General features: G+C 39.7%; 20 protein-coding genes and 1 CRISPR repeat array. Of the genes, 4 read left to right on the top strand and 16 right to left on the bottom strand.

The window, feature by feature from the left end:
* Positions 1–49: 49 nt before the first annotated feature.
* The 10 genes from B0I26_RS09805 to B0I26_RS09765 form a co-directional block, all read right to left on the bottom strand.
* Positions 50–976, bottom strand: coding sequence for a diacylglycerol kinase (locus B0I26_RS09805; protein WP_111645274.1), 927 nt, complete (start codon positions 974–976; stop codon positions 50–52).
* A gap of 271 nt (positions 977–1,247) precedes the next feature.
* Entirely contained in the window at positions 1,248–1,415 is a 168-nt protein-coding gene (locus tag B0I26_RS18270; RefSeq protein WP_181502824.1) for a LiaF transmembrane domain-containing protein, read from the bottom strand.
* Complete coding sequence (locus B0I26_RS09800) at positions 1,412–2,485, bottom strand: hypothetical protein (RefSeq protein WP_111645273.1); 1,074 nt, start codon at positions 2,483–2,485, stop codon at positions 1,412–1,414. Before B0I26_RS09800 ends, B0I26_RS18270 begins: the two co-directional genes overlap by 4 nt.
* Positions 2,482–2,934, bottom strand: coding sequence for a hypothetical protein (locus B0I26_RS09795; RefSeq protein ID WP_111645272.1), 453 nt, complete (start codon positions 2,932–2,934; stop codon positions 2,482–2,484). Before B0I26_RS09795 ends, B0I26_RS09800 begins: the two co-directional genes overlap by 4 nt.
* On the bottom strand, positions 2,931–3,494 hold the full coding sequence (locus tag B0I26_RS09790) for a sigma-70 family RNA polymerase sigma factor (protein ID WP_111645271.1): 564 nt from the start codon (positions 3,492–3,494) through the stop codon (positions 2,931–2,933). The genes B0I26_RS09795 and B0I26_RS09790 overlap by 4 nt, the downstream gene beginning before the upstream one ends.
* Positions 3,495–3,641: 147 nt before the next feature.
* Positions 3,642–3,911 (bottom strand): hypothetical protein, encoded by a 270-nt coding sequence (locus tag B0I26_RS09785; protein ID WP_062679305.1) that lies wholly within the window; start codon positions 3,909–3,911, stop codon positions 3,642–3,644.
* Positions 3,912–4,218: 307 nt separating this feature from the next.
* Positions 4,219–5,745 carry a flotillin family protein gene (locus B0I26_RS09780; RefSeq protein ID WP_111645270.1) on the bottom strand — a complete coding sequence of 509 codons (1,527 nt, stop codon included), beginning with the start codon at positions 5,743–5,745 and terminating at the stop codon, positions 4,219–4,221.
* Positions 5,742–6,290: an NfeD family protein gene (locus tag B0I26_RS09775; protein ID WP_111645269.1), complete on the bottom strand. Its 549-nt coding sequence runs from the start codon at positions 6,288–6,290 to the stop codon at positions 5,742–5,744. Before B0I26_RS09775 ends, B0I26_RS09780 begins: the two co-directional genes overlap by 4 nt.
* Positions 6,291–6,619: 329 nt before the next feature.
* The gene (locus B0I26_RS09770) at positions 6,620–7,831 is read right to left on the bottom strand and encodes a S1C family serine protease (RefSeq protein ID WP_111645268.1); all 1,212 of its coding nucleotides are present in this window, start codon (positions 7,829–7,831) and stop codon (positions 6,620–6,622) included.
* A 112-nt stretch (positions 7,832–7,943) separates the two neighbouring features.
* On the bottom strand, positions 7,944–8,429 hold the full coding sequence (locus B0I26_RS09765; protein ID WP_111645267.1) for a PepSY-associated TM helix domain-containing protein: 486 nt from the start codon (positions 8,427–8,429) through the stop codon (positions 7,944–7,946).
* Positions 8,430–8,579: 150 nt separating this feature from the next.
* Here B0I26_RS09765 and B0I26_RS09760 point away from each other — a divergent pair, with 150 nt between their 5' ends.
* Positions 8,580–9,242, top strand: coding sequence for a response regulator transcription factor (locus B0I26_RS09760; protein ID WP_111645266.1), 663 nt, complete (start codon positions 8,580–8,582; stop codon positions 9,240–9,242).
* A 34-nt stretch (positions 9,243–9,276) separates the two neighbouring features.
* Positions 9,277–10,614, top strand: a complete 1,338-nt coding sequence (locus B0I26_RS09755; protein WP_409991423.1) for a sensor histidine kinase — start codon at positions 9,277–9,279, stop codon at positions 10,612–10,614.
* Between the two features lie 278 nt (positions 10,615–10,892).
* On the opposite strand, the gene B0I26_RS09750 is transcribed toward B0I26_RS09755, so the two are convergent.
* A complete protein-coding gene (locus tag B0I26_RS09750) occupies positions 10,893–11,456 on the bottom strand; it encodes a Uma2 family endonuclease (RefSeq protein WP_111645264.1) in 564 nt (187 codons plus the stop codon).
* 194 nt (positions 11,457–11,650) lie between these two features.
* Between B0I26_RS09750 and B0I26_RS09745 the strand changes: the two genes are divergently transcribed.
* Together B0I26_RS09745 and B0I26_RS09740 are read left to right on the top strand one after the other, a co-directional pair.
* Positions 11,651–12,163: a hypothetical protein gene (locus B0I26_RS09745; protein ID WP_245934753.1), complete on the top strand. Its 513-nt coding sequence runs from the start codon at positions 11,651–11,653 to the stop codon at positions 12,161–12,163.
* Between the two features lie 3 nt (positions 12,164–12,166).
* The gene (locus B0I26_RS09740) at positions 12,167–12,817 is read left to right on the top strand and encodes a PspA/IM30 family protein (RefSeq protein ID WP_111645262.1); all 651 of its coding nucleotides are present in this window, start codon (positions 12,167–12,169) and stop codon (positions 12,815–12,817) included.
* A gap of 27 nt (positions 12,818–12,844) precedes the next feature.
* On the opposite strand, the gene B0I26_RS09735 is transcribed toward B0I26_RS09740, so the two are convergent.
* From B0I26_RS09735 to cas4, 5 genes are all read right to left on the bottom strand, one after another.
* A complete protein-coding gene (locus B0I26_RS09735) occupies positions 12,845–13,363 on the bottom strand; it encodes an IS630 family transposase (RefSeq protein ID WP_111645261.1) in 519 nt (172 codons plus the stop codon).
* A gap of 235 nt (positions 13,364–13,598) precedes the next feature.
* Positions 13,599–17,841: direct repeats of the CRISPR family, unit length 30 nt; unit sequence GTTTCAATTCCTCATAGTTAAGATAAAAAC.
* Between the two features lie 204 nt (positions 17,842–18,045).
* Complete coding sequence (gene cas6, locus B0I26_RS09730; protein WP_111645260.1) at positions 18,046–18,795, bottom strand: CRISPR-associated endoribonuclease Cas6; 750 nt, start codon at positions 18,793–18,795, stop codon at positions 18,046–18,048.
* Positions 18,796–18,810: 15 nt separating this feature from the next.
* Positions 18,811–19,074: a CRISPR-associated endonuclease Cas2 gene (gene cas2, locus B0I26_RS09725; RefSeq protein WP_044895084.1), complete on the bottom strand. Its 264-nt coding sequence runs from the start codon at positions 19,072–19,074 to the stop codon at positions 18,811–18,813.
* Positions 19,075–19,083: 9 nt separating this feature from the next.
* Positions 19,084–20,085, bottom strand: coding sequence for a type I-B CRISPR-associated endonuclease Cas1b (gene cas1b, locus B0I26_RS09720; protein ID WP_111645259.1), 1,002 nt, complete (start codon positions 20,083–20,085; stop codon positions 19,084–19,086).
* Positions 20,086–20,087: 2 nt separating this feature from the next.
* Entirely contained in the window at positions 20,088–20,597 is a 510-nt protein-coding gene (cas4, locus tag B0I26_RS09715) for a CRISPR-associated protein Cas4 (protein ID WP_111645258.1), read from the bottom strand.
* Positions 20,598–20,603: the final 6 nt, after the last annotated feature.

Genomic DNA, 20,603 nt, shown 5'->3' with positions numbered 1-20,603 from the left:
TGAGGTCAGACACTTATCAGGCAGCTCCAGCACCACTATGTGCTCCGCGCTAATATCCTGCTCTCATTTGTTCTGCTTTTTCCTTTGGTACAAATACTTCAAGATGTTGATACAAGTTGACGAACTCGCCAGGCAACAGTCCGCCGTACTCGCCATCTAAATTAAGCTGGATTTTGTTTGGCGAGGTGACTTTAATGCGGTTCGCCTTCGTATAAATTAAATGCGGATCGTTAATGTGCTCACCTCTTGCGGCAAGCGTGGCAATGCGGATAAATTCCGCAAGATTTGTTTTCTTTAAAATAATTAAATCAAACATGCCGTCATTCAGCGAGGAGTCTGGCGCCAACTTTTCAAACCCGCCGACAGAATTCGTCAGCGAAACTAAAAACAGCATAATTTCGCCTTCATACACCTTGCCGTCATACTCAATCCGTGCCTCAGTCGCTTTAATCGACGGCAGCATTTCAATTCCTTTTAAATAATACGCCAGCTGACCGAGCATCGTTTTTAATTTGCTCGGCACTTCATACGTTAACTCGGTTAAACGGCCGCCTCCGGCAATGTTAATAAAGTAACGCGTCTTTCCTTCATTCGTCACACAGCCGATATCAATCGGCACCGCTTCACCGTTAATAATGACATCGCATGCTCCTTCAATTGTGCGCGGCACACCAATCGCCCGGGCAAAATCGTTCGTCGTGCCAACCGGAATAATGCCAAGCTTCGGACGATATGTTTGATTGGCAATTCCATTCACTACTTCGTTAATTGTCCCATCTCCGCCGGCAGCGATGACAAGGTCAAATTTGCGCTCGACCGCTGCCCGTGCCGCCTTTGTCGCATCCCCCGCTCCCGTTGTCGCATGACAAGACGTTTCATAACCGGCTTGTTCCAGCTGAATTAATACATCAGGCAAATGCTTTTTAAACAACTCACGTCCTGATGTTGGATTGTAAATAATTCTCGCTCTTTTCATATCCCCATCATCCTATTTATCCCAAGATTAAATATATATTTTCCACTATTTAACATGATATCGCAAGAAAAAGGTTGTTGCAATTTTTTCGTCTTTAAAAAGGAAAGATGTTATAGCTGAAATATTATATCAAAAACGGGCAAAAGTTTTCATTAAAAATACGCTGACACCTCGGTGGTTCTTAGTTACTTAATTTGACACATGCACCGCTGCATGCTGTGAATCAAAAACATAAATATGATGAGTTCCGTCCCCTAATTGAACCTTGCCTTTAAAGATACGCAAGAATTTCAACGCCAAGCAACACTAAGAGAAACGGCCACCAGCTCGCAAAAATGTCTGCAGCTCCCATTCCTTCCCATTGAGAAATAAACAACACGATGCCAAGCAAAATAAGGGAGGCGCCCATTGACACCGTCCCAACGCGCCATTTTCTCATTTCCTCTCCTCTCCTTTCTTCTCTTTACTGCCTAAAAGCAGCTTGAAGCCGCCGCCAATTAACAAAATGCAAACGATCGTTGTTTGGAAAAATTGATTGTACCAGTAATAAATATCGATTTGTAATAGCTTTGATAGATGCGAAGCAAATGCTGGAAGCAGGATGCTGTCAAGCAAATAATAAAGACCTAACAACAATAATCCGAATCCAACCCATCTTTGATGATTGATAAAGTAGGAAACGATCGGCTGATCCTCAAGCTCTTCTTCGCCATACTTCGACGCCTTCTGCAATGCGTCAAAAAAGCTGTAAAACCAAATGAGCGGAATAAGGAAGAAAAAGGCAGACAGTCTTAACACATCCATCACATAAATCGCCAGCAAAAAGGCAGCCATTAACTGCAAGCCTCTGCGCTGTAATCCTAAGTACATATGACCCGCACCCGGAAAAATCGAAAGGAGAGTCGCAAGTGTTTTGCTTTTCCTTCCATCCTCGCGTTTCGCTTCAAAATCTTCGAAAATCGTTCGATCGACCAGTGACTCGCCGTTTTGTTTTCGATTGAGCTGTTGAACAATATCAAACATGTTGTAAATCCAAACGATCGGCAAAATTCCTAAAAAAACTAAGAAGCTGCCTTCATGCATCAATACCGTTACAAAAAATATCATGATCATAAGCCCAAAGAAGCTGATTAATAACGTTAACCCTCGGTTCATCAAGCCGAGCTGGAAATGCCCGAGCCCGGGAATGAAGGAAAGAAGAATCGTGTAAAACTTCTCGTTGTCCTGATTTGCCTGTAAACCCTCTCCTTGGACAAGTGTATGCTCCGGCTGTCTTTTGATGAGTGTAAGAATCATATCTAAAATACTGATCAACCAAATCAATAAAGAAAAGAGGACGATCGCCAGCGGTTCACTATTATGTGTCAAAAAGACAAGACCGACCGCGAGCACAATCGGCGCAAAAAAGGCAAAGCTATAAAACACTCCCCTTGCTTTTTTATTTAAATAAAAATGCCCAGCACCAGGGATAAATGATAAAAAGAACGCAACTAACGAATTTTTGTTCATCGATTATTCCCTTCCTCCTTTTGATTTGCCTTTAGCCAATCGAGAAATGATAATGTTTTATCCATCCATTGTTCCGTATAGGCCGGCCTGTTTTCTGATAAATCTGTTCCAACAACGCCGGCATTTGTGACTGATTGAAAAATTCCCGAAGACATAAACCCGATCGTAATCGCCGCGGCAATTCCGTAATGAAGCATTTTTTGCTTCGTCTGTGACTGCTTCGTACGCTTTGGCTTTGCATATGGTTCAACTTGTGCAAGGATGACATCAGCTGAAACAGCTTCATCGGAAGGATTCGGCAAGTCGGAAGCATTTTCTTCAATGAGCTCCATATATACCGCTAAGCATTGATCACAACTATAAAGGTGGCTCTCCATTTCCTCTCTTTTTTCTTCTGGCAGTACATCACAAATGAACTGCCGCCATTCTTCGTTCGTGTAATGACTCATTGAAAATCCTCCTCCTTCCAATGCTTTCTTAGCCAGCTGCGTGCTCTGTAAAGCTTTGTCTCGACCGTTTTCACTTCGACATTTTGTTCTTTCGCAATTTGTTGATACGATTTTTCATCAATGTAATATGCATAAAGCACATCCCGATAGTTAGGGGGAATTTCCTCAAGACGTCGGCGGATTCGCTCTCGCTCCTCTTTTTTCATAACCGAAACTTCAACCCTTTCATCGGCTTCGGCCTCAATGGATTCCATTACTTCTTCACGCTGCCGCTGCATTTTCCGCTTGACATCAATCGCGTAGTTCACAGCAATGCGCGTCATCCATGTTTTAAAGCCTTGTGACTGATATCGGGGGAGTGAAAGATAAATCCGCACAAATACTTCCTGCGTAACATCCTCGGCATCTTTTTCGTTGCGAATAATCGAGTACACCGTTTTAAATAAATAATCACGGTATTTCTCGATTAACAGGCGAAAGGCATGCTCGTCTCCTTTCCTTGCTTTCGCGATTAATGCTTCGTCCTGAATCTCACTCTCCCCCTTTCTATCTGTCTTCACTTATATAGACGAAATCATTAGCCGTTTGCCCTACACTTTTTTGTAATTTTTTTCGTGTCAGTTTTTGTGAAATAAAAAAACGCCTAGGAAACAGGCGCTCCATCTTTTTCTCCTTAAAACCAAACCAATCGTTCGTTCAGTAAATTTCTACCTTTTGGGTAACAACATAAACGCAAAATAAGTAAAAATAGCGAATAAGAGACTGAATCCAAATAGTATGCTTCCAGCAATGAGAAAGCTATGAATATAACTTTCTAATATGATATGATAACGCTCCGTACTCGCTCCGCCTTGCTTTGCTACCCATGAGTCTGCCAAGGACGTTCCAAAATCAACACTAAAAAAAATGAGAACCAATCCAACAACTCCTATTACGGTTACAAAAAAACCGGTCCATTTTAACTGATTCTCCGTCATTTAATCCCTCCAATAAACAAATTTAGATAAGAGTTAGAAGCCCTCCTCACAAAAATATGTAATCGTCGTAAGGATTTATGAAAACAATCATCTATTTTATGGAATCCATGTTTGTAAACTTAATTCTAATGTTGTCATAGAAAATCCTTCTTGTTTTAAGAGAAAAACATGATTCACCAATAATGGATGATGACGATTGCTTGCAACCGTCATTTCTCTTTTTCGCTATAAAGATAACGTAATTTCTTCCAAAATAAAAAAAGCCGCCTTGACGTTTGATCAAGAACAGCTTTTCATTGTTATAAATTTATGATTCTCCGTTTGTTTTCTTTTGCTCCGCAATTTCCTGCGTCAACTGATCGATGCTGTTTTTCACATTGCCTTTTCCTGAGAAGTTCTCAAGCAGTTCTTTCACATCGATGCCGGAAGACGCTTTAAGCGACTCCTGTAGCATCGCCATTAAATTTGTCGCATAGCCGGTGACTTTGTTGGCTCCACCATTTGCATCGCTTGAACCTGTATCAACGATCGTAATCTTATCAATATTCGCAAGCGGGCTTGCCACTTGTTTTGCATATTCAGGAAGCATTTTTAAGATCATGTCGAGAATCGCTGCTTTGCCATATTGTTCGAACGCTTCGGCAATCTTTTGCTTCGCTTCTGCCTCCGCCAAACCTTTTAGGCGGATCACATCGGCTTCCGCTTCCCCTTTTGCTTTTTCTGCTTCGGCTTTGGCCAGTCCATCGATGCGCACCTTTTCTGCTTCAGCTTTCGCCATCGCTTCGATGCGGTATTTTTGTGCATCGGCTTCGGCCATTTGTTTCGCTTTTTCCGCGGCAGCCGCCTGTTCTACCGCATAGCGATCGGCATCGGCTTTCTTTTTCACTTCGGAATCGTACTGACGCTCACGGCGCAAAATCTCTTTTTCTTCGAGCTCAATCTGCTTTTGCCGCTCAATAATTTTAATTTGCATTTGCTGCTCAGTGACTTCTTGTTTTGCTTTTGCCTCTTCTAAATGATACGCCTGGTCCGCGCGGGCTTTCGCGATATCCTGCTCACGGCGGAATTCAGCCAGCTTAAGCTGGTTGACTTTTTCTGCTTCCGCAATTTCCGTCAAGCGTTCCAATTCGGCTTTTCTTGCTTCTTTATCTGCTTCGGCACGCTTAATGCGCGTTTCTTTTTCCGCTTCCGCCGTCGCAATATCCGCATCACGTCTCACTTGAGCAATGCGCGGCTTGCCTAACGCATCGAGATAGCCGTTTTTGTCGCGCACATCTTTAATGGTAAACGATACAATCATAAGTCCCATTTTCGCTAAGTCTTGTGAGGCGACACGCTGGACTTCCTGTGAAAATTTATCGCGGTTTTTATAAATTTCCTCAACGGTCATCGAACCGAGAATCGAACGAAGATGCCCTTCCAAAACTTCTTTTGCTTCGTTTTCCATGTCTTCACGTGATTTTCCTAAAAATTGCTCAGCGGCTGTGGCAATTTCACCGATGGAGCTGCCGACTTTAATAATTGCCACACCGTCCGCCATAACGGGAACGCCCTGTTCTGTATACACTTCCGGCGTTTGCACATCGAGTTTTATCGACAACAAACTTAGCGGTTCGGCCTGCTGGAAAATCGGCAATACAAACGTGCCGCCGCCGCGCACGATTTTTATTTTGTTTCCCGATTCATCTACATGAACATTTTTACTGCCAAGATAGCTTCCGGTGACAATGAGCGCTTCATCCGGACCGACTGTACGGTAACGTAATATAAAAAGCGCCACAAGACCGATAAGTAAAAAGACGACAACACCAATGACAATAAGCAATGGCATCATTGGAATTCCCCCTTGTAATTGAATTGTAGATTATAAGGATCATAGGTTGATACTTTTGCTACGCCGTTTTTCATTTTCACAATCACTACTTCTGCCCCGGACGGAATTTCTTCATTTTGAATGCTTTGTGCCGGCTTGGAAATGACACCGCTTTTATTTTCAATTAAAATCTCACCAAATCCATCTTTAGGAAGCGTCACAATCACTTTCGCAATACGTCCTTCCAAATCCGATTCTGAATAATTCAGCGATGTTTCTGCCGACTTTAGCGGAATGAATACGAAAAAATGCAAAATCGTTACAATAATCAAGCCGATTCCAGCACTGACAAGGTTGATTAAAACAACAGAAAATTCAGTATATTTTTCGAACAAAAACCCTGAGGCGCTGAAAACAGTAAGAAAAGATAAAATCAATTGCGGGCTTAAAAAGGGCAAATCAAACATTCCATCTAACACATCGCTTAACACAAGATAAATAAGCGTCAAACTGCCGCTGACAATAAGAGTCCATAAATAAACCGTTTCCATCGGATATCCGAACACCTCCATCCCCCCCTTTCAGCCCGTATTCAATTAATAATACGAACTGAACGAAAAGATGTTTCGTAATTTTTTCTATTTCAGGAAAAAATATTAAATATATTTTTAGTTGATAGGACAAGAATGAGCAAAATGCTGTCAAACGCCAAAAATAAAAATTTTTGTTTCGAAAAATCGCCACATTTCCTAATCATTGTTAATAAAAAATAAAGAGGCTTTCTCAAACGTCCAGGGTCAATCTTCCCAACACCATATATAGGACATCACACGGGAGAAATGAACGATATTCGCGTGAGGTCAGACCCTGATGAGACAGCCCCTTCTTACAGACATTACTGACTCCCCCGGCGTTCGCTCAATTGAAGGGAGACATTCATTTGTTTGCCGCTTCGGAAAATTTCTATACTAATTTTCTCGCCAACTTTTGTTTCCGTATAAAGATATTTCCGCAATGCACTGATGCTATCAATCTTCGTACCATTTATAGATACGATGACATCTTTTTCTTCGAGTCCTGCTTCCGCTGCCGGAGAAGAAGGTTCGACAGCTGTAATGACGACGCCTTCCGTTACATTTTCCGGTAAATTTAACTGTTCAAGGCGAATCGCTGCTGAAAAATCGCTTACATTCCGCAATCCTACCCCAAGATAGGGCCGTTTCACTTCTCCGTATTGCAATAAATCTTCCACAATAGGCTTCACATCTTCACTCGGAATCGCAAAACCTAATCCCTCTACACCATCTTCTGAAATTTTGAGACTATTAATTCCAACAACTTGTCCAGCGCTATTAATCAATGCTCCGCCACTGTTTCCCGGGTTAATCGCCGCATCGGTTTGGATGACATTTAAATCCCACTCTCCTTCTGAAGTAGAGACGGAAATCGTTCTTTTGCCGCTGACAATCCCTTGCGTCACCGTACTTGCTAAATCCAGCCCTAATGGGTTGCCAATCGCCGCTACCGGTTCACCGACGCGCAGCTTCTCTGAATCTCCGAAACTCGCTGTCTTTTTCACATATTGGCCGGCTATTTTTAATACAGCCAAGTCTGTTAATGGATCGGCACCTACAATTTCTGCCGGGATTCTCTCTCCGCTTGCTAAAGATACTTCTACCTTATTCGCCCCTGCAATCACATGGTGATTTGTGACGACGTAAGCAACATTTCCTGATTTTTTAAAAATCACCCCTGAGCCCGTGCCGGCTTCCTGTTCTTGAGGCTGAGATGAATAAACATTCATTTGCTGCTGAATGTTAATAATGCCGACAACGGCTTCTGTTACATTGGCAATCGCCTCTACCATGCTGTCCGAACTGCTTGAAACTTCCTGAACCGGCAGCGTCTTTTCCGAAGTTTCTGCTTCCGCTACGACAGCTGCTTTTTCCTTTTTCATATTGTCAATCAATGAAATAAGCTCACTTCCTTCTAGAACAGGAGCAAAATAAAGAACCGCGGCACTTCCGAAAACCACTCCAAACAAAAATGGGAACAATCTTCTTTTTTTACGTTGAACGTTTGTATTTTCATATTCTTGTAAACTCATCCTAATCTCCACCTCTTTCATTCGTTTTGATTTATCTAGCCTCAGTCTAAAAAAGAACGGTGAAATCACGGTGAAAAGTACATGCTTTTCAGCTCTTACGCTCAAATATCGATTACTGTCCTTCTGCTATCTTTAACGAGCGTTTCTTTCGGCTTTTTCTCTGTGCCCGCAACAATTTCACGGACAAATAGATGCCCGATAACGTTAGGAAAATCATGCTGATGGCGGCAATATCAATCGCCCATCTGATATCGATGTTTCCTAATCGCCCCTCATGGAGACCGCGGATGATTCCCGCTAATGAATTTCCACCTCTTTCTCCTCTAAAGCCTTCTCTCGGTCCGAAGCTTCTTTGTTCGAAGTCTGGACTTGATGAACTTTCTCCTTCTGCAAAATTCCCTGCCGAAGATGGCCCTTGTTGAGCCATGCCTGCTGAAATTTGCCCTTGTTCTGCACCTTGCATCAACATAGGCTCACCTTTAGGCTGCTGCCCGATCAACCAGGGTTCCGCTAATAATAGCCCTGTAACAGCTTCCATAAGCAAGAAAACAGATGTAATTAATCCAATCCATAAATGTGCTTGTCTCATTTTCTTCATAATCTATGCCTCCTTGTATACTTCTTGGGCACGACTTTAAAGCAAAAAAGTGAAAATAAGGTGAAAAACAAATCAGCGATTTTCACTTATTTTTCACGAACATTTGTTATGATGGTTAATAAGAAGTAGAAAGAAAGGGAGAATGAACGAATGAAAATTCTTCTGGCAGAAGATGATTTATATTTAGGAGAACTGATTGTGCATATGCTAAAGAAAAAAGGGGTCGATAAAGTCGATTGGGTGGAGGAAGGCGAAGACGCATACGATTATGCACTTGCTTCCTTTTACGATGTCATCATTTTAGACTGGATGCTGCCAAATGGCGACGGTGTAACGATATGCAAGCGTCTCCGCCAAAAAGGCTATTCGGGAGCAATTTTAATGCTCACCGCGAAAGATGCCGTTCAAGACCGCGTTGAAGGACTAGAAGCCGGAGCGGACGATTATCTCGTCAAACCGTTTGAAATCGACGAGCTCATGGCACGCTTGAAAGCATTGTCCCGCCGCACGTTTGTGCCGATTCAAGAAGAAACGGTGTGTTTTAAAAACTTTGTCCTCAATCGGACAAGCCATACCCTCCATCGCGGCGATCAAGAAATCTTTCTGACGCCGCGCGAGTTTCAGCTTCTTGATTTGCTTTTACAAAATAAAGGGCATGTATTATCCCGGGATGTTCTTCTCGATCGCATTTGGGGATATGACGCGGACGTTTCGATGAAAACGATTGACGCAACGGTCAAACTGCTTCGGAAAAAACTGGATGATGACATCATTAAAACAGTGCGCGGGGTGGGGTATAAAATTGAAGAATAAATTTCTTTCGTTCATTTTCAGAAACAAGCAGGATATGTTCCGCCTCACCCATTGGCGTTTAACCGCACTTTACAGCGGGATGCTGATGATTTTTCTAACTGTTTTTATCATTATCGTCTACTCCCTTTTTTACATGATTATAACGAATGACCAAGAGCGGAGAATTATAAGCCTTGCCGAGCAGGAAACGAAAGCGATTAAAGACATTCTTATTCAACAAACCGCTCCCGGCTTTATCGAAAATCAAAATGTCATATTTTTAAGCGAAGACCAATTCTTTTTTTATGTTACCAATTCGCGCGGGGAGCTCATTATGGGTGATGAAGTGAATAAAGGATTGCGTCCGTTTCTTCTTGAGGCGCTGAACAATTGGACGCCAAAAGGAAATGAACTTAAATACGTAGAGGTTCCTATCCCGCGGCATATGCATGAATTTTCACGGTTTCGCTCCGGTGACTTAAAGCTGCTTACCGCCGCCCGTCCGATTATCATGAAGAACCATTTCGTCGGCATGCTATATATTGGGATGGACGTTACGTCTTTTTCGAAAATTTCCCAGTGGCTGTTGATCCTTCTCGTTGGGCTTGCGGTGTTATTTATCGGTTTTGCCGTTTTCCTAAGTCATTTGATGTCAAAACGAGCGCTCGTGCCGATTCAAGAAGCGTACAATCGCCAGCGTGAGTTCATTGCGAATGCTTCCCATGAGCTGCGGACGCCGTTAAGTGTCATTTTCTCATCGGTCGAAGCGTTGGAAATGGAAGAAGACATCATGACAAATGACTTTAGTAAAAAAATCTTGCGCCGCTTGCGGGACGAAGTAAAACGAATGAAAAAACTGATTAACGACTTGCTGACGCTTGCCCGTGCCGATTCGGAACATGCGTCGCTTGAGTTGATGAAGGAAACGTTTGATTTCCGCCCTCATGCCGAGCAAACGCTCCAATCGTTAGCAGAGCTGGCTGTGAAAAAGGAAATACGCCTTCATTTCGACTCTCCTGAAGATGTCATCGTTTCCGGAGATGCTGATAAATTAACACAGCTATTATACATTCTCTTAGATAACGCCATTAAATACACGCCAAACGGCGGCGAAGTTTCCGTCAAGCTTCATATCGAATCATACAAACAGCGGCATTTGCTCATCATCTCTGTCAAAGATACCGGAATCGGCATCCCGCCTGAAGATGCCGGAAGAATTTTTGAACGGTTTTACCGTGCCGACAAAGCGCGCACACGCCAGCACGGCGGACACGGTCTCGGCTTATCAATCGCCAAATGGATCGTCGACGCCCATAAAGGACAAATCGATGTCCATAGTGAAGTAGGCAAAGGCACGGAGTTCATTGTAAAAATTCCTTTTTCGCTGCAGTAATCTTTCGCATGCAAGAGGTTGTCCCAAACATCTATGACTTGCCAGCCACCACGATGAATGAAAATGGATGGGTCTGTGACTTGCTTAATGATGAAGCAGATCACAGGCCGTTTTCTTTTTGGAGGCATAACCATTATTGCTTTGGGACATTTTCGTATAAAAAACAAAATATCAGACTGCACCGCAATATATAATTACTTGTAGTATATGCGTGAAATCAGGCACTTACGAGACACCCGTTAAATACTTTCAATGCTAACGAAGAAGCCCTATCCCGCTTATTGAAAAAGTTTTTCTATATCCACACTGAAACCCGGTAAGATTTCTGAATGTGCAATCCCTTTTTCTTTTAACACATCCGCTTGTTCGTATTGACCTTCCCGATTTAAGGTATAAATTTGCACGATGTTTAACATCGGATTGACAATCCAATATTCTTTGACACCATACTGCATGTAAAGATTCAATTTAAATACTAAATCATTCGCCTGATTAGATGGGCTTAAAATTTCGATAATAAGAGTCGGAACGCCAACATATTTGTTCTCCATCAACCCGTCCTTGTCACAAATTACCGATAAATCAGGAATGACAATGTTTGTCCTTTCCAAACCTTCCCGATGCAATTCCACATCAAATGGCGCATGAAATACTTCGCAATCTTTTCCTTCCAAAAAATTAAACAATTGGGCATGCAGCCGGCCTGATACCCGTTGGTGTTTCGTAGAAGGAGAAGGAGACATAAACACAATCCCATCAACATATTCCAGCAATTGCTCTGTAGACTCCCTCATTTTGTAAAATTCTTCAATGGTTATCAAATTTTCTTTTGGCACAGTCATAGGGACACCCACCTTCCCGCTCTAAAAATAGACATACCTTTCCAACTACTTTTCATTATATATCAACATCTATTTTTAACAGAAACATGCAAAAAATGTTTCAAATCCGCTGCTTTTTCACCTAATTTTCTCTTTTCTTCCCTACAATGCAAAGTGTAAACAAGCCCACCAAGAAAAAAGGAGGTGAAATACGAATGAAAAAGAGAACAATGATCTTATGGCTTTTGCTTTTCGCCATTATTGCTTATGTCACCGTTCGCAGCGGATTTTTCATGAACATGGGATTTACTGGACGCCATGCTGGAATGCCGATGATGGACATGCATCCTCATCACGGACATGGCGCATTCGAACATCACCGTTTTCCGCATAAAGGTGGAATGATGCATCCAAACGGCTGGATGATGTTCGGATTGATCCCGCTTCTTTTCCAGCTGGCGATGATTATAATCGGCTGGATAATCTGGAAAACAGCGAACCGTTCCCGCGTTTGGAAATGGGCAGGCATAGCGCTCATGATCATTGGATTCGCGGCGCTTTTACCAAAAATCTTGCTCATTCCATTAGCACTATTCGCTGCCTACTTCATGTATAAACAAACGAAACGCCCAGTGTTAAATGAAGAGCTGCCATCAGTTACAACGCCAGCAATGCAGCAACGCGATTTTTTAGATGAATGGGAAAAGAAAATTCAAAAGGAGGAATAACAAATGGGTCTTTTTAAACGGATCAAAAACGTTATGCTCGCCGATTTACATGACTTTGTCGATAAATTAGAAGATCCGATCAGCATGACAAAACAATACCTTCGCGAGCTCGAAGACGAAATCGAAAAAGCACAATCTGCCTTATCACAGCAATTTGCCGTTGAACAGCGCTATGAACAGCTGATTCAACAAGCGAAAGAAATGGTTGAGAAAAGAACTCGCCAGGCGAAACTGGCCGTAAAACAGGATGAAGAAACAATCGCGAAAATGGCGCTGCAGGAAAAGATGGCTTATGAGAAAAAGCTTTCTTCCTACCAACAGCAATATGAAGCATTAAAAGAAAAAACAACATACTTAACCGAGCAATTGAAGCAGCTGAAAGAAAAGTATGAAGAGCTTAAAGCGAAGCAGCTCGACTTAATCGCCCGCGCCCATGCGGCTAAAGCGATTAAAGATATCAATGCAGCGCTTGTCTCTTTCAGCCCGGACCGTGCCCTTAAAGGCTTCGCGAGAATGGAAGAACGCATTCTTGCCTTGGAAGCCGAAGCAAAGGCAAGCAGCTATGTATACGAATCAACGAAACCGTTTCACGTCGACCCTCTGCTGCAAGAGGAAGTCGAACAAGAACTAGCCCAGCTAAAAGCAGCCCAATAGTTGCCTAATCATCACCCATCTCCCTTTTTATATAATTCGAGGCTGTCTCAAAAGTCCAGAGTCAGATCCACAACACAATATATAGGACATAATGTTAGAACGATGAACGATATATTGTGAGGTCATCCCCTTATGAGACAGCCTCAGATTCTTCGTATATTTAGGTGAGCGGCAATATGTATAGGTTCCCGACATCACTACCTGTCCGATGCGTTGGAGCACTCTTTCTGGAAATTCAGAAAGGTACTCTAAGAACGAAACAATCGATTCTCTCAACTCTTTTCGAGTAGGATGGAACCGATTGGCAATCACGCTCTCTTTGAGCCACCCCCAAATTCGTTCCACTAAATTTAAATTCGGCGAATAAGGGGGTAAGAATACCAAAGTTAACTGTTCTTCGTGCTCCTGTAAAAAAGGCTGAAGAATTTTCGAATGATGAATTTTTGCATTATCCAAGACCATCACTACATGTTGATTTGGATACTGAGCTAATGTATATTGAAGAAATCGCAGAAAAGCCTGTGCATGGCATGGATTCGTTTCCATACAGAGAAATTCACTGACCGCCGAATAAGCTCACTGTCGCGTGGTGTCCATACGTAGGGATTTGTTTTTGACGCCCTTTGACACTCCATGTGGTACGAAGAGCTTGGTAGTCGCGAATATGACTTTCATCTTCATAAATTATGACCATGTTGTTGGACAAGTTTTTTTATCAGTTCGATTTCATAGTTAAGATAAAAACACCAAACTCAAGCAGAATATGTAGCAGAAATTAAATGTTTCAATTCCTCATAGTTAAGATAAAAACAAGTTTTCCTAGATGAAATAAATACCATCATCCATGTTTCAATTCCTCATAGTTAAGATAAAAACCTAGTGGATTATATCTTCAGATTTGATATATATCGAGGGTTTCAATTCCTCATAGTTAAGATAAAAACCAAAATATTGAGGTGCAATGGCTTCGAAATTGTTGGTTTCAATTCCTCATAGTTAAGATAAAAACACATGCTTCTTTTCCTTCAAACGTTTGTAAACTATCGCGTTTCAATTCCTCATAGTTAAGATAAAAACTCCGTACATGAAACAAAAATTGCATGTTACGGTTTGGTTGTTTCAATTCCTCATAGTTAAGATAAAAACCGATGAATGCTGGGTGTGGGACGTTCGGTGCACCGGAAAGTTTCAATTCCTCATAGTTAAGATAAAAACCGAGTTGCACTCTACATCCGCGTTTCGACAGAAGAAGTTTCAATTCCTCATAGTTAAGATAAAAACGATATAAATGGCTAAGGATTTTGCGAAATCATTTTAGTTTCAATTCCTCATAGTTAAGATAAAAACTGTTCTGCCAGATGGCAAGCACCGAGTAAACATTGAAGGTTTCAATTCCTCATAGTTAAGATAAAAACGCTATCAATGACTTTAATTTGATCGGCTGTTAAGTTGTTTCAATTCCTCATAGTTAAGATAAAAACAAGAAAGCTCAAATTGATATTGTCCGCAAGGGAAAGTTTCAATTCCTCATAGTTAAGATAAAAACACCAAACCGTAACACCAACACCGATAAGCATTACAGTGGGTTTCAATTCCTCATAGTTAAGATAAAAACGCGTTATTTTTTTTGAAAAAATCGTAAAAAAAATGTTTCAATTCCTCATAGTTAAGATAAAAACGAAAAAGAGCGTCGGAAATGGGCAGCGATTGGGCGGTTTCAATTCCTCATAGTTAAGATAAAAACTTGGTCTGTTTGGTTGTTTTTTTTCGTTGTATCATAGTTTCAATTCCTCATAGTTAAGATAAAAACGAAGCTCGGGTACGATTTCATATTGATCAGCCAGACTGAGTTTCAATTCCTCATAGTTAAGATAAAAACATGCCGAATTGCGTCTCACTGACGGCCAACTTGTTGCGTTTCAATTCCTCATAGTTAAGATAAAAACCCGTATAATGATGGAGGATATGAAATTTGTCCAGAATGGTTTCAATTCCTCATAGTTAAGATAAAAACAACAATACCAAAAACACAAGAAACAAAAATAACATAGTTTCAATTCCTCATAGTTAAGATAAAAACCAAGGCAGGAGATTTTTTATATAGCCAATTCCTTTGTTTCAATTCCTCATAGTTAAGATAAAAACCGTAGTTCGTCGCGTCAATATTGAACCAGAACGTATGTTTCAATTCCTCATAGTTAAGATAAAAACTCTTTTTGTTTGGGGTGGTCGGTGTGCAAAATAGTTTGATGTTTCAATTCCTCATAGTTAAGATAAAAACTTATGATCGTATTCAGCAAGTAATCTTCCAGTTATAACGGTTTCAATTCCTCATAGTTAAGATAAAAACCAACATCAGAAATGACGCGAATCACTTGTGGCATCCGAGTTTCAATTCCTCATAGTTAAGATAAAAACGTTCTGAAAGATGACGAATTAGACCAGGAAGCAAATGTTGTTTCAATTCCTCATAGTTAAGATAAAAACTCGATGTTGACGATGTCTGTGCCTTCAGGCTTCTTGTTTCAATTCCTCATAGTTAAGATAAAAACCGCGTGGCGAAAGCGAGGGTGTAACATGTGCGAAGGTTTCAATTCCTCATAGTTAAGATAAAAACATAGAGGGGCACCCTCGCTTCTTATTTTGCTTTCTAGTTTCAATTCCTCATAGTTAAGATAAAAACATACAATATATGTGTAACGAATTCAAAACATTTTAGTTTCAATTCCTCATAGTTAAGATAAAAACGCTGCGAACTAATACTATGCTGCGAACTAGTACTATTTGTTTCAATTCCTCATAGTTAAGATAAAAACGCGAAAAGGGTTTGGTATTCGGCGAATGAACAGGTGTTTCAATTCCTCATAGTTAAGATAAAAACATGTGAGCCTGTGAAAAATCTACTGTGGATTCAGAAATGTTTCAATTCCTCATAGTTAAGATAAAAACCGTTGTCAACAGGGAAAATAGCAAGGTGTTTCAAGTTTCAATTCCTCATAGTTAAGATAAAAACACATTAACACCTAGAATAGAAGAAACTTTGACAAGTTTCAATTCCTCATAGTTAAGATAAAAACGTTTCAATTCTTCCACTTTTTCTGAATATGTTGTGAGTTTCAATTCCTCATAGTTAAGATAAAAACATACTCGACCGATATTTCATCACGAAAATTCCAGCGTTGTTTCAATTCCTCATAGTTAAGATAAAAACTAGCTTTTTTGTTACAAAAAAGTAATATAGCTGAAAAAGGTTTCAATTCCTCATAGTTAAGATAAAAACTCGAAGTACAAATGGTCGGGACTCTACAAAAAACATCATGTTTCAATTCCTCATAGTTAAGATAAAAACGCTTTATATATGACTATTGACTATTACTACAATCAACTGTTTCAATTCCTCATAGTTAAGATAAAAACTTGAGATAGCTGGAAAGAGTTTTCCGTTGCAGTTCTCGGTTTCAATTCCTCATAGTTAAGATAAAAACTCAACACTCCTTTTTGTTTTTGTTCTGTTGAGTATAGTAGTTTCAATTCCTCATAGTTAAGATAAAAACGTCCGTCATCATTTTGATATGATTGAAAGTTCGGAGTTTCAATTCCTCATAGTTAAGATAAAAACTTGTGCCAATATTCCGTGATTTCATCGTATTGAATAGTTTCAATTCCTCATAGTTAAGATAAAAACAAAGACTTTGAGAAATTTGAATATCCTCGTAATAGTTTCAATTCCTCATAGTTAAGATAAAAACAATTACCAAGGGTTTCTTCGTCCAGCCATTCATCAGTTTCAATTCCTCATAGTTAAGATAAAAACGGTTGTCCGTCATCATTTTGATATGATTGAAAGTTCGGAGTTTCAATTCCTCATAGTTAAGATAAAAACAAGCCTACCATTGCGCCAACGAAAGTAGATACAATTAGTTTCAATTCCTCATAGTTAAGATAAAAACTGCCAACCGTTTCCGATTGGCAACGCTCTAGGCTGTTTCAATTCCTCATAGTTAAGATAAAAACAGAAAATTGGACAAGCAGAGGTGAAACAAATGGAAATGTTTCAATTCCTCATAGTTAAGATAAAAACAAATTGGACAGACTTTCCCGATCGCAGCGCGACACATGTTTCAATTCCTCATAGTTAAGATAAAAACGCTTTATGTGAGTATGAGGTCGTGCACAAAAAGCTAAAGTTTCAATTCCTCATAGTTAAGATAAAAACTTGTTGTTGTTCTTGTTGTTGTTCTTGTTCTGGCATATGTTTCAATTCCTCATAGTTAAGATAAAAACAACCAGTCACCCTAAACCCCCCCTTTCATAAACTGGTTTCAATTCCTCATAGTTAAGATAAAAACTAAAAAAGGCTAGCTATATGCTAGCTTTGTTTTTTATTGTTTCAATTCCTCATAGTTAAGATAAAAACAAAGCTACTACAAAAACGAAAAAGGAGAATGGGAAGAAGGTTTCAATTCCTCATAGTTAAGATAAAAACTGTACATGCTCAAGTATTTCAAATTTAAAATTCTCAGTTTCAATTCCTCATAGTTAAGATAAAAACCTATTTTATTGTATATTATATATGTACCATTATGTCTGGTTTCAATTCCTCATAGTTAAGATAAAAACTTGCTTTATCTATTTAAAATTATACCAGTGACAAGAGTAGTTTCAATTCCTCATAGTTAAGATAAAAACGGATTGCAGCTTGTGAGATCATAAAAAAAGTGTGAAAGTTTCAATTCCTCATAGTTAAGATAAAAACTACAGCAACAGGCGTCGCTCTTGACAGGCTCGTAAAGTTGTTTCAATTCCTCATAGTTAAGATAAAAACTTCTTCTACATTCTGATTGTTCAATCTACTATCTGGTGGTTTCAATTCCTCATAGTTAAGATAAAAACTCGCATGAGCATTGATATCGTCACTGTATTGTACGGTTTCAATTCCTCATAGTTAAGATAAAAACTTTTCTATCTTTTCCCTTTTTTTTCCCCATTTTTTCGTTTCAATTCCTCATAGTTAAGATAAAAACCCCCAAAAAATCGTTAGTAATACAAGGTTTTGATAATAATGGAAATTTTGTTATTTTCATTTTAGCGTAAACAGTAAATTTTATCAATTCTCTGTTTAGCGTTTATTTTCTGGAGTTTTTGCGTCGTTACTCTAAAAAATAAAATGTCGTCGATCCCCGGGGATTTTCGCACGATTAGGGGTCGACGACAAATGATCTATTAAGCTACAGTTCTCGAATAATATGGAACATCCCAAACCCTTGTGAGTTTCGTCCACCTATTCCGGTTTGCAAAAGGAAAGTTAGATTCTTCGGGGCAGATCGTAAACGATATCTCCCTTGCCAAGCAGTGATATAGTAATTTTTAAAAGTCGTTACAACTTTATGTTTCTTAGTAACATGCAAAGGTTCAATAAACAATCTCTCTTGTGGCGGAGCTCCGTAATAAGCTTCATACTTATTGCGAAAATTAACTTCAATTAAATGTGGAAACACTTCATCATATGGGTGAAAAAACTGTGTTTTCTGTGTACCATCCACCGTTTCATATGTGCTATAGACCGTTACCGGTGAAAGCATCTCAATTTCAATTTCAGAGCTTTTTACTTCACATTCCTCCATTTTTATGCTTTGTATCTTTACCGATTGATCACCTAAATAAACTTCCTTCTGTAGTAAAAAATACTCTCCTAACTGCTGCGTCAATTCAGGCAAAACGGTAGAAACATGCCAAGAAATTTCATCATAGAATACAATCGTTTTCGTATTCAATTGAATTTTGTGCTGACCGAAAAGACGACTAAATGTAAATAATTTATATGTCCTTTTCCCTTTTCGAAACCCAATTTCATGTAAAAATGAAGCGAAACTCTTATCCTTTAAAGAGCGATAAAGTAAGCCCTGTAATAAATACTGATAATGTAATGGCAGTATAACAACATTATTTTTTGGCTTCATTGTTACCGTTAGTCGCATAGCTTGTCCTTCTTTCTACAAAATAAATTCGTCGCCGCCTTTTTTTAATCCAAACTCCTCACGTAACCAATATTTTTGCGTTCGAAATGTATAAAAGATAACCGAATCCTCGTCCGGATTCATAATATTTTGCAATTCTACTTTTAGTTTTTTATAATTTGCCTGTGAAATTTCTCCTTCAAAAACAGAATTTTGCACCCAATGAAGATACTTACGGGCAATTTTTAGCGCTTTCGCTACACGTTTCTCATTAAAATCATACACAAGTATGACAAACATGAAAATCCCCTACCATTTTGCTGCATATGGTTCATATGGCTTTTCACCAAGTAAATGCTTTTGTAATTTATACAATTCTAAGCGAATTAATCGCCGATATGACACAGACTTGCCTAGATGACGATGCTGGACAGTTGTTTGCATTTTCTTATCCAATTCACTTACAAAAATTTTTCTTCCTTCCTCTGATAGCAAAATTCCATCGGTCAGTTTTTCAAAATGCTTTTTTGTCAGCATTTTTTTATTTACAAGGGAAAAAATTAACCGATCCACGATAATAGGTTTAAAAATTTCAGCAATGTCCAGATTTAAAGAAAAGCGTCGAAAATTCGTACTATGTAAAAAACCAATGCGGGGATCAAGATACGTTTTATAAATCTCGCTTAAACACATCGTATACACAATGGAATTACCGAAGCTAATTAGTGCATTTAATCGATTGTGCGGCGGGCGTTTTGTCCTTTTTTCAAAAATAAAATCGGGATGACGAATAATCGTATCAAAGGTACTGTAGTACTTTTCGCGTATATGTCCTTCCGATGCCATTAATTGTTCAACTGATTGAGCTGTTGGCAACTTTAGCAGCTCTTTTTGAAAGTCTTCTAGCACTTCATCAAAAATAGCTTTCTCTTCCAAGCGAGAACGATAATATTTCAAGACGCGGCTCATCTGTTGGATAGAGCCTTCAATAAATCGCCGCGCCAAATCGAGCCGCTTCCCTTCATCAAGATAGTGCTCCGCTTGTTTTAAAATAACGTGTCCAGCATTTAAGTGCTCGCGGGGATAAAAAGACCCAACATAATATCCATGATGATTAAAATAATGGACAATAATCTCTTTTTGCTCCGCAAACTCCAAAAATTTTTTCGAAACATCGACTTCACCGAAAATATAGATATCATTTGTATTTTCGACTGGTATGTAGCGTTTTCTCTCCTCTGTTTCAAAATATAAACTATTATCTTTTCGGCGAAGCTCACCACTTTGAAAAATGTATAACGTTTTTTTCATATTTATTCCTCCGCCCAACAATATTCACGGTATGCACATTTCCCGCAAAAATGAATTTTCTCCGATGCAGGCGGTACCGGCATGCGCGCAATGCGACGAATATCTTCCATTGCCCGCTTCAGCTCCTGCTTCGCTTCTTCCGTCCATTCCACCGTTTCTTTTTTCCTTTCTTCCGGAAATAGCAACTCCCCTTTTGCTTCAATCCCCATTTGACGAAGTGTGTCTAAATAGTAGAGTAATTGCATTTTGGCACTTTTCATATATCGCGATGATTTTTTCACTTCTCCAATCACTAATTGACCATCTTCCTGTCTTACACGGTCTACAACAATATTGCCAATTGAAATCTCCTTTTTATTTCGTTGATAATAGGTTTCTGAAATAAAACGGCCAATATCTAACGACTCATCTTCTTGATCAGGAGCGATTTGATGCTTCATCAGCCATACTTCTCGCTTACAAATGTAGTAATACCAAATATCAGTTCCAGTTATAGGCATTTGGTAATCCATTTTTCA

It is taken from the genome of Paranoxybacillus vitaminiphilus (assembly GCF_003259935.1).
In the GTDB taxonomy this organism is placed as follows: Bacteria; Bacillota; Bacilli; order Bacillales; family Anoxybacillaceae; genus Paranoxybacillus; species Paranoxybacillus vitaminiphilus.
This window is presented reverse-complemented; position numbering and strand designations above follow the sequence as displayed.

Bases quoted from the DNA above. Each gene is read 5' to 3' on its own strand.
- cas1b (WP_111645259.1), bottom strand. From the start codon at position 20,085: ATGAAAAAAACGTTATACATTTTTCAAAGTGGTGAGCTTCGCCGAAAA.
- cas2 (WP_044895084.1), bottom strand. From the start codon at position 19,074: ATGTTTGTCATACTTGTGTATGATTTTAATGAGAAACGTGTAGCGAAA.
- B0I26_RS09780 (WP_111645270.1), bottom strand. From the start codon at position 5,745: ATGATGCCATTGCTTATTGTCATTGGTGTTGTCGTCTTTTTACTTATC.
- B0I26_RS09800 (WP_111645273.1), bottom strand. From the start codon at position 2,485: ATGAACAAAAATTCGTTAGTTGCGTTCTTTTTATCATTTATCCCTGGT.
- B0I26_RS09755 (WP_409991423.1), top strand. From the start codon at position 9,277: ATGTTCCGCCTCACCCATTGGCGTTTAACCGCACTTTACAGCGGGATG.
- B0I26_RS09805 (WP_111645274.1), bottom strand. From the start codon at position 976: ATGAAAAGAGCGAGAATTATTTACAATCCAACATCAGGACGTGAGTTG.
- B0I26_RS09770 (WP_111645268.1), bottom strand. From the start codon at position 7,831: ATGAGTTTACAAGAATATGAAAATACAAACGTTCAACGTAAAAAAAGA.
- B0I26_RS18270 (WP_181502824.1), bottom strand. From the start codon at position 1,415: ATGAGAAAATGGCGCGTTGGGACGGTGTCAATGGGCGCCTCCCTTATT.
- B0I26_RS09795 (WP_111645272.1), bottom strand. From the start codon at position 2,934: ATGAGTCATTACACGAACGAAGAATGGCGGCAGTTCATTTGTGATGTA.
- B0I26_RS09765 (WP_111645267.1), bottom strand. From the start codon at position 8,429: ATGAAGAAAATGAGACAAGCACATTTATGGATTGGATTAATTACATCT.
- B0I26_RS09760 (WP_111645266.1), top strand. From the start codon at position 8,580: ATGAAAATTCTTCTGGCAGAAGATGATTTATATTTAGGAGAACTGATT.
- B0I26_RS09745 (WP_245934753.1), top strand. From the start codon at position 11,651: ATGAAAAAGAGAACAATGATCTTATGGCTTTTGCTTTTCGCCATTATT.
- B0I26_RS09740 (WP_111645262.1), top strand. From the start codon at position 12,167: ATGGGTCTTTTTAAACGGATCAAAAACGTTATGCTCGCCGATTTACAT.
- B0I26_RS09750 (WP_111645264.1), bottom strand. From the start codon at position 11,456: ATGACTGTGCCAAAAGAAAATTTGATAACCATTGAAGAATTTTACAAA.
- cas4 (WP_111645258.1), bottom strand. From the start codon at position 20,597: ATGGATTACCAAATGCCTATAACTGGAACTGATATTTGGTATTACTAC.
- B0I26_RS09785 (WP_062679305.1), bottom strand. From the start codon at position 3,911: ATGACGGAGAATCAGTTAAAATGGACCGGTTTTTTTGTAACCGTAATA.
- cas6 (WP_111645260.1), bottom strand. From the start codon at position 18,795: ATGCGACTAACGGTAACAATGAAGCCAAAAAATAATGTTGTTATACTG.
- B0I26_RS09735 (WP_111645261.1), bottom strand. From the start codon at position 13,363: ATGGAAACGAATCCATGCCATGCACAGGCTTTTCTGCGATTTCTTCAA.